The organism is Mesorhizobium sp. M0815, from assembly GCF_040319995.1.
Classification (GTDB): Bacteria; Pseudomonadota; Alphaproteobacteria; order Rhizobiales; family Rhizobiaceae; genus Mesorhizobium.
Map to the genome: position 1 here is coordinate 19,972 of NZ_JAMYOU010000044.1, position 8,510 is coordinate 28,481.

Below are 8,510 nucleotides of genomic sequence, written 5' to 3' on the forward strand. Positions count from 1 at the left end.
GCGAGCCAAATGCGCGGGCGGTCTCGGCGGCGCCACGCGCTCGCCCACCTCAATCACCGCCCACGACCTCGGACCCGCGGCCCGGCACTGCGGTCATGAACTTCATTGAGGGCCCGCGCGTCATTACAGAGGGTGAGCTGCACGCCAACAACATCACGCGTTACCATGTCACACGGTTCTATCGTGAGCAGATCACCAACAGTGGTTATTACGACCAGCTTAAGTATATTGTGGAGCCTTCATTCGAGGAGTTCGATAGCCCAGGCGATCTGGACACGAGCGGCGAGCACGATAATACAGTAGCGCCGGGACTTCAGCACAAGTACACCCAGACCGGGTTGTTGCTGGTAACGGACCGTTGCGCTTCATATTGTCGGTATTGCTTTCGCAAACGCATTGTCGGAAGGGACTCCGATGAAATCGCGCCCGATTTCGTTCAGCTTGCGCAATATATTGCCGGCCGTCCGGAGATCACGAACGTGCTACTATCAGGAGGCGATCCGTTTGTTCTCAGCACCGCCAAGCTCGACAAAATTCTGGATCATCTGCTGCCGATCTCACACTTGCATTCAATTCGATTTGGCACAAAAGCGGTCGCCTATGAACCCAGGAGGTTCGAGGATAGCGCCCTACCGGCTATGTTCCAACGGATCCATGAAGCGGGCAAGACCGCAGTGATCGTGACACATTTCGATCACATCGGCGAAATCTCGGTCGACGCGGAGCGCAACATTCGCTCTTTGCGCGCTCAAGGTGTGCAGTTTCTCAACCAGTCTGTGCTTCTCGCGAAAGTCAACGATGATCCCGAGATATTGGCGGCGACCTTCGCCAAATGTCACCAAATCGGTATCCGCCCTTATTATCTCTTTCAGGGTCGACCGGTGAAAGGCGCGTCACACTTTCAGGTTCCACTGCGACGCGGGCTAGAGATTGCCCATGGCATCAACCAACGCCTCAGCGGCATTGAAAAGACATTCAAATACATCATGTCCCACTATACAGGGAAGATCGAGATCCTCGATCTCGGAGCCGATGACCGCGTGTATATGCGATATCATCAGAACAAGACTCCCGAAAAGATCGGAAAGATCTTTTCCCGGCCATATCTTGAGGGCGCCTGCTGGTTGGACGATTTGCCCGAAAGGTAGGATTGAAAGGTGCCCATGCCGATTACCGGCCCGGAGCGAGTGAGGAAAGAGTCCCTCCTGCTTCCATGCGGCAGCGTCATGAGACAACGGTGGTGAACGGCTTCCGGCCTGCCCTGGAGCCGGGCTGAATATCCCGCGTGCCGCGGAAATGCGATTGACGAATCGGTGGCAGCCTTGACACTTTGCGTGTGTGAGCAACTTTAACGGGGCCGAGCGGGCAAGTGATATTGCTCGTCAGTATCGTTGATGGTCGAATGTAGTTTTCAAGGGGAATGGGGAAGTCGCCATTGCATCGGCAGGGGGATTTGAGAGGCGACCCAGACGAAGACATTCTTCGATCCGTTCACCGGCGATGTCGGCATCAGGGTTATGCTGTTGTCAGGTCGAAGCGTGATAATCGACGGCGACAGCAGTCAACTCGCTTCCGCCGTGACCGTCGTCCTTCGAGTTCCCCGTAGGAAACGGCCGACCGACCCGTCAACGCCCCCGCCCGACGCCTTTCTGTTGGTACTTCCAATTCAAGGGCAGTAGCTCGTCGAGCCAGTTGGCCGGAACGGCCCCCGAGACAATCAGTGGAGCACGTAGCCGAGGCTTGAACCTCGAAATGTACCATCCTGGTGGCCAGCAAATAGACGTTTTGAATAAGCGGCTCTGCTTCGGTCAATCAGAACTCCGTATGCGCGATATCGGCAGGACACAGGTATCGAATGCTGCGAGATGGGATTGGTTGGCCGCCAAGGCTTCAAGCGCGCGGCTTCCACGCTTAGCTGCGATTAGTTCCACGAGACATTCCACTGCCGCGAATGCAGGAGTCATGGTGTGAAAAAACGAAGGCGTTTCGGTCCGAACGCGGATAACAATTTCGGAGTATTTGGTAATCGGAGATAGCTCGCTGTCGGTCAAAGCGACTAGCTTCGCACCGCGCGAGACCGCGAATTCGGCGACCTGCATGGTGTGGCGACTGTATGGGCTAACTGTAACCGCTAGCAAAACGTCTTGTGGACCGACAGACCGGAGCGCATCATTGGCGATGCCGCCTATGCCGTCGATCAATATCGTGGGCGAGCCGAGTAATGACCCGACATAGTACATAAGATGGGCTACAGGAAAGCTTGAGCGGCGGCCGGCACAGAAAATGTGTCGTGACTTCACCATAAGATCAGCAGCTACTTCCAGCGCCGCAATTGCGGAGGGCTGCGTGAACTCGCTCAGATGGCCACGTAAAGCTTTGATCGTATCGCCGATGAGGACGCCATGGCCCTCGGCCTCTGGTCGTGCCATTGATTCCTCTGCCCCCCGGTAGCTTTTCGGCCGTTCCCTAATGCTGTCTGCGAATACCTCCTTGAATTTGTTGAAACCGTCGAAGCCGAGGCGCTTTGCAAGCCGCGTTAGTGTCGCCGGTGGGACTTCGGCTCGGCGCGCCTGCTCCCTCATCGACAGCAGAGCGACCTCTGTTGGATGGTCGAGCAACCAACGTGCGGCGACCTTCATTTGCCGCGGGAACAGCTCGAAACCGTCCTTGATGGCACTTTCGACGGGCAAATCCATTCCTATATATTTCCCAAGATCAAGTACACAAGGGCTGAAAGCCAGATAAGACAGCCCCCCGTGACTTACAGTGACAAGAATATTTATAAGCGCACCATCCTTGTCGAGGGAGGCGCGATGGTACCCGATGCCCCGACGCACTGGCCGGCTCGGCTAGCGCTGCGTCGCTGCCGAGAGGTAACTCGATAGAGATCGCGTGGCCGGTCACGAAGTTGATTGCCAGCATCTGGCGCATCCGTCTTGGGCGCCTTGAGAACCAGTCGCCGGGTACAGTCGACCTACACACCAGCGTGGATAAGATCGATCGCGAAGCCAAGCAGAAGGGTTCCATGTCGTTCTGCGGTCCATAAGCACCGCCGCCGTTTATGCGCGTTGAGTCGAGAAGCTGGTCCATCACCACTGAACACCATGGGGCACTGCTGACGTCCTCCGTAACAAATCATCGAAGCAAGTTGCGTGCCGGATTTGTGGAGATCGCATTGCACCATTTCTCCCGACGGGCAGGTCCGGCCAGGCGACCCGTTGGTCGGGCTTCCGACATTTTTGTCCGGCTTCGAACACAAGAAGGTTGGCAGACAGATGCGACTATGTCAGCCTTTTGAGTTCGCCGCGCCTCTGATGCCGACAGGGTTTGATAGAGGGCGGCGGGCGAGTGGGTCGGCAGATTATCTAGCACCACGGGAATGCGCTCGGCCTCGGATTTCGACGACAGCGCGCATGACTAGGCAAAGTCGTCGGCCGCGCGCCGCTCGGTGCCTTCAATCTGAACAGGTTGGCGGTGCCGTTGCGTTGTATTCGCAGCCATAGCGCTCCAGCCCTGCCGGCACCGCCGGGACCGCTTCAGACGCGACGTTTAGCCTTCCAGGATTTCGCCTTGTATCGAGTGTCGGCATAAACCGCGCAGCACCGGCTTCTGCTCGGGCGCGTGGCGGGTGCGGATATCGTCGGCGGCTTCATCGACGAGAGGCTGGAGAACCTTGTTGCCGGGCATCCGAAGAGCTAGCCGACCGCATTGTCCTCGCACGAGACCATGACTTGCGCCCGGCCATAGTGGCCATCGCTGCCGATCAGGATGCGGGTGGCCGGCCAGCGGACGGGAATGCGCCGGACAAGCCGGCGTAGATGGCTGCAGATCTCCTTGCCCGTCGGGGTCTTGCCCGGACGCAGGGTCATGGCGACCGGGCGTCCGGTCGCGGCGTCGCAGAAGTGGATCGGCAGGAAGCAGCGCTCGTCCTAATGGGCATTGAAAGGCAAGAGGCGCTGATGGCCGTGAACGACATCCACCATGTCGTCGATGTCGAGCGTGACGCTTTTGGGCGGCGGGGCATAGCTCGAGAGCCACAGATCGACCAGCACCCGGTGCGCAGGGCGAGCGGGTTCTCAGGCGCGAGCAGGTCGGCTGCGAGCACAAATCCAGCCGGCTGTCGGGCGGCGGCCCGCAGGCGAGCCGCGATCCAGCGGGGGGACGCATGCCATGGCAGACATTGTGCGCGCCCGCATCTTTGGGATCGCCTGCGGCTACGAGGATGCCCACGATCTTGACCAGCTGCGCACCGCCCGATCATAACAGATCAGGTCAGTGACCGTAACCAAAGTTTGCAAAATGATACAAAATATTCACAGTTTTTTTCTTTTAAAAAACTTATCTTCGTGCAAGGTTAGTATATATGTTTGCTACTACAATGATAGATGTCAGAATGGAAAAGTACGAAATGAATAGCCTCCCTATTTTGTCGGATATAGAGTCACACTTCAGTGAAGATTACTTGCATTTTGGTGATTTGATCAATCCGCCAGAGGCAAGTGACAGGGAAGCGGGGGCAATTTTGGAGCTTCTTTCACTTAGGCAAGGCGACTCAGTTCTTGAGCTCGGATGCGGTTATGGGCGGATTACTAACCGATTGGCGCAAAAAGGAATGCGGGTAACAGGGTTGGACATGTCACCGAGCTTGTTAAAAAAGGCCGAAGCGGATGCGGCTGAACGCGGGGTAAGCGTTGAATATGTTCTTGGCGATATGCGCTCACTTCCTTGGAGAGACCGGTTTGATGCGGCTTTTCTATGGTACACGACGTTTGGTTACTTCGATGAAGCGGACAATGAGAGAGTTCTTCATGAAGCCGCTTCTTCACTTCGAAAGGGCGGGCGTCTGCTAATTGACCAGAACAATCGCTTCGTTTTGCAACGCGACAATTCGCCTACCTACCACGTTGTCCAGCGTAACGACGATATAAGAGTCGATATAACAAACCACGATGCGCTAACCGATCGTGGAAACTGCGAAAGGATCGTCGTCCGGGATGGATGCGTTAGACGAACGCGTCTTTCGATCAGACACTACGGGTTTTCTGAATATGTTCGCATGTTGCGAAGCGCGGGGTTCGAGACTGTCGAAGCCTACGGGCAGGAAGGCCAAGAGTTCACATCCTGTGGCCCGCGCCTTGTGGTTGTCGCGTACAAGTGAGGGAGCGTTCAGAGCGACGGATCCTTATCGCTTTCTGCGGGTTCAGAGGCACCCGCGGATGCTAACTGCAAGCACCAAATCTCACAGGAATCCGGGAGCTGTTTCATAACGGTGTGTGAGGAGATCGACGAACAGTAAGGGCAAATGATCGAACAGATGGGATCGGAAAAAACGGGCTCCTAGCGCGCAACGCTGCCTGATTTTGATAGCGGCCCGATCCGCAATCTCTATATCGGCCCGACGCCTGTGGTATCCTGCACTTCAATGTCTGACACATGACCGCACTCGATCACATGCTCAAAATCTCCTTGCGAACCAGGGCGCCGATGGTGGCGCCGCTGAGGCCCGACGAGCGCTGGTCGCTCGACTTCGTATCGGACCAGCTCACAGACGGGCGCCGCTTCCGCATCCTGGCCGTCGTCGACGACTGCACGGGAGAGTGCCTGACACTCATCGTTGATACGTCTTTCTCGGGCATGCGGGTTGCCCGAGAATTGGACCGGCTCATCACCGAGCGCGGCCGGCCGAGAATGATCGTCAGCGACAATGGCAGCGCGTTCACCTCGAACGCCATCCTCGCCTGGGCGGATCAGAACCGCGTCGAATGGCATTACATTGCGCCCGGCAAGCCGATGCAGAATGGCTTCATCGAGAGCTTCAACGGCCGACTGCGCGATGAACTGCTCAACGAGACGCTGTTTACTTCGCTGGCTCAGGCACGCGTCGCCATCGCCCTGTGGCGCGCCGACTACAATCCTGTTTCATAACACCCATCTGTCTATGTCGTTGAAGTGAATAGGTTTTGCTGATCTGGATGCGATCCCGTGGGGTATTTTGGGTTTTGCCGCGCGCGATGAACGATGCGCTGTGCCGCCGGTTCGCCAGGCGTTGATCGGCTGAAGACCCATGGACCATCCGGCAGAGGATGAACGCCTTCGATCTCGCCCGCCTCGGCGGCGAGCCTGAGGGTCTTCGGTGCAACGCCGAGAAGGCGCGCCGCCTTGTTCAGGTTAAGCCATGGCTCTTTGCCGTCCGCCGCAATCAGATCATCATTGGCGATGAGCACCAGTTGGCGGACGGCCGCGATGATATCGCCGGACGTGCTGTTGCGCTGTCCACGGCGCCGCTTCGGCAGGCGCAGTTCAGTATGGACGCCGCCAACCCAATGGATCAGAAGAACGATCTCTGACGCTTCGTCATCGATATCGGCGACCACCTCCCGGATGACGGTGCGAACGATGCGCTTCTTGAGCCTTGCATCCGTCGTCGGCGCCGCCCATACAGCCTTGAGATCGGCGGCGAGCGCGGTGACGTGTATTGGCGACAGAAGTGATGGCTCCGATGTCGAGGCATCATGCGCGGCAATCCTGCTCTCGATCTCGCCGACACGCGTAAGCGCCCGGTTCCATCGCAACTCCAGTTCCGCCGCGACCAGCCGGTTCTGCGGATCGATGGCGTCGTATTGCCGGAACGCCCGATCGGCGTTGTAGCGTGCCGCCTCGCGATCGCGCATCAGAGCATCGCGGACCTGATCGCGGCGACTGGCCGCTTGCGCTTCGGCCTCGACGGCCGCGGCTATCGCTCCCGGCTCGGCAACCCGCAGAAGAGCTTCCTCGATGGCGTCGTCGACGCGTAGTCCACCGAAGGCGATGCAACGCGGCTCGCCATTGTCAAGCAGACCACGCCAGCAGGAATAGCGCGGAATGTTGTGCTTGGTTCCCGTGTAGCGGACCGTCAGCTTGCGGCCGCAGCGCCGGCAGCGGACAAGGCCGGCGAGCAGAGCGTCGCCATGCTTGGGCGCCCCGTGATGCCGGCTCGTGGGCACGTTGTCGCTCACCATCTTGCGGATCGCTTCCGCCCTTTCCCAGCTGACGTAGCCTTCGTGTGCACCCGGGATCAGCGCCAGCCATTCATCACGCGCCTTACGGCGGCTGCGCGAACGAATGGCTGTTGCATCATATCCCGACGCAGCACGAGTCTTACCATAGGCGTAGGCGCCGTCGTAGATCGGGTTCTCGATCATTCGGTGGATGGTCGCATAGCTTGGTCTGCGCCAGACCACATCGCCATTGTTGCGCTTGGCAGGCAAATCCAGCCCATGTTCGAGGAACCAGAGCAGGGCCTGGCGGGCACTGCCGAGTTCCGCCACCTTGTCAAACACAAGGGTGATGGCCTCCTGCATGCGACGGTCGGGATCCTTCTCCAGCCGGTCGCCGACCTTCACGAAGCCGACCGGGGAAGCGACGACGAGTTCACCGCGCCGGGCCTTCTCATAGCGGGCCGACAAGGAGCGCTGACGCAGAAGATCGAGCTCATACTCGTTGAGACTGCCCTTCAATCCCAGCAGCAGCCGGTCATTGCCCTGGCGCGGTGCGTAGACCGTCTCCTGGTCGATCAGCACGGTATCGACGACGCGGCACATCTCGATGAGCTGCTGCCAGTCGCGGCTGTTGCGGGCGAAGCGCGATACCTCCCGCGCCGCAACCGCCCCAACCTTGCCGAGACAGACTGCGGCGATCATCCGATCGAAGCCCGCTCGCGCGACACCGCCAGCAGCAGAGCGGCCGAGATCGTCATCGACCGTCTCGACGCAAGACCAGCCGAGCGCGACCAGGCGATCGCGCATGGCATACTGCAGGGCGCTGCTCTCACGATTGTGCAGAACCTGATGGGCCGAGGACTGCTGCACATAAAGGATCGCCTTTCGCTCCAGATGGTGGGGCCGGATCTTCTCATGCATCATGGCGTGCCTCCTCCCGTGGAACGGCGCGCTCGCCGTCGACGTGGTCGAGGATCAGGCGCACCATCAGCTTTGTCAGCGTCAGGCGCGTCTCTTCCGGCAGCGCCTGCCATGGTGGCATCTGCGCGGTCTCCGCATCGTGCGGGTTGGAGCCAGCGCCCGTCGCTTCACCCGCCCAGCAGGGCACAACCCACGCCGGAAACGAACTCAAAACACGGATAGAAACTGGGGGCAACGTCAGACCTTCTCTAAGTGGCGCTCGAAGTATGGCGGCATGGACGTATGGACGCGAAGCGGCTGAAGAGCCTTGAAGAGGAAAACGGCAAGCTGAATCTGGCCGACGCCATGCTCGACGTCTCGACCTTGCGCGAGATGCTCGGAAAAAACTTCTGACGCCCGGGTCATGAAGGACTACCATGACCTGGGCGATCGAAAACAAGGGCTATCGCAGCGTCGGGCCTGCGGGCTCGTCGGCATGGAGCCGCGGGTCTACCGCTACCGTCCGTCGCGACCAGATGATGCCGGTTTGCGGATTTCACTAAATTGGGACAGCCGTTTCAGTAAATCGCGGACAATCGTTTCGCTAAGTCGCGGACAACGGAAGCGATCGAG

General features: G+C 58.8%; 5 protein-coding genes and 3 pseudogenes. 4 read left to right on the plus strand and 4 right to left on the minus strand.

Annotated features, from left to right (window positions below):
• Positions 1-95 precede the first annotated feature (95 nt).
• Entirely contained in the window at positions 96-1,148 is a 1,053-nt protein-coding gene (locus NKI01_RS28700; protein ID WP_352965480.1) for a KamA family radical SAM protein, read from the plus strand.
• 660 nt (positions 1,149-1,808) lie between these two features.
• Here the strand turns inward: NKI01_RS28700 and NKI01_RS28705 are convergent.
• Entirely contained in the window at positions 1,809-2,696 is an 888-nt protein-coding gene (locus NKI01_RS28705; protein WP_352965467.1) for a MurR/RpiR family transcriptional regulator, read from the minus strand.
• A gap of 843 nt (positions 2,697-3,539) precedes the next feature.
• Positions 3,540-4,167: pseudogene (locus NKI01_RS28710) on the minus strand (transposase); the annotation flags it as partial.
• Between the two features lie 226 nt (positions 4,168-4,393).
• Between NKI01_RS28710 and NKI01_RS28715 the strand changes: the two are divergent.
• Entirely contained in the window at positions 4,394-5,158 is a 765-nt protein-coding gene (locus NKI01_RS28715; RefSeq protein ID WP_352965470.1) for a class I SAM-dependent methyltransferase, read from the plus strand.
• A gap of 299 nt (positions 5,159-5,457) precedes the next feature.
• Positions 5,458-5,913: pseudogene (locus NKI01_RS28720) on the plus strand (integrase core domain-containing protein); the annotation flags it as partial.
• A 23-nt stretch (positions 5,914-5,936) separates the two neighbouring features.
• Here the strand turns inward: NKI01_RS28720 and NKI01_RS28725 are convergent.
• Entirely contained in the window at positions 5,937-7,901 is a 1,965-nt protein-coding gene (locus NKI01_RS28725; protein ID WP_352965474.1) for a recombinase family protein, read from the minus strand.
• Positions 7,891-8,019: a hypothetical protein gene (locus NKI01_RS28730; RefSeq protein ID WP_352965483.1), complete on the minus strand. Its 129-nt coding sequence runs from the start codon at positions 8,017-8,019 to the stop codon at positions 7,891-7,893. The genes NKI01_RS28725 and NKI01_RS28730 overlap by 11 nt, the downstream gene beginning before the upstream one ends.
• A gap of 120 nt (positions 8,020-8,139) precedes the next feature.
• Here NKI01_RS28730 and NKI01_RS28735 point away from each other — a divergent pair.
• Positions 8,140-8,510 (plus strand): annotated as a pseudogene (locus tag NKI01_RS28735) (IS3 family transposase); the annotation flags it as partial.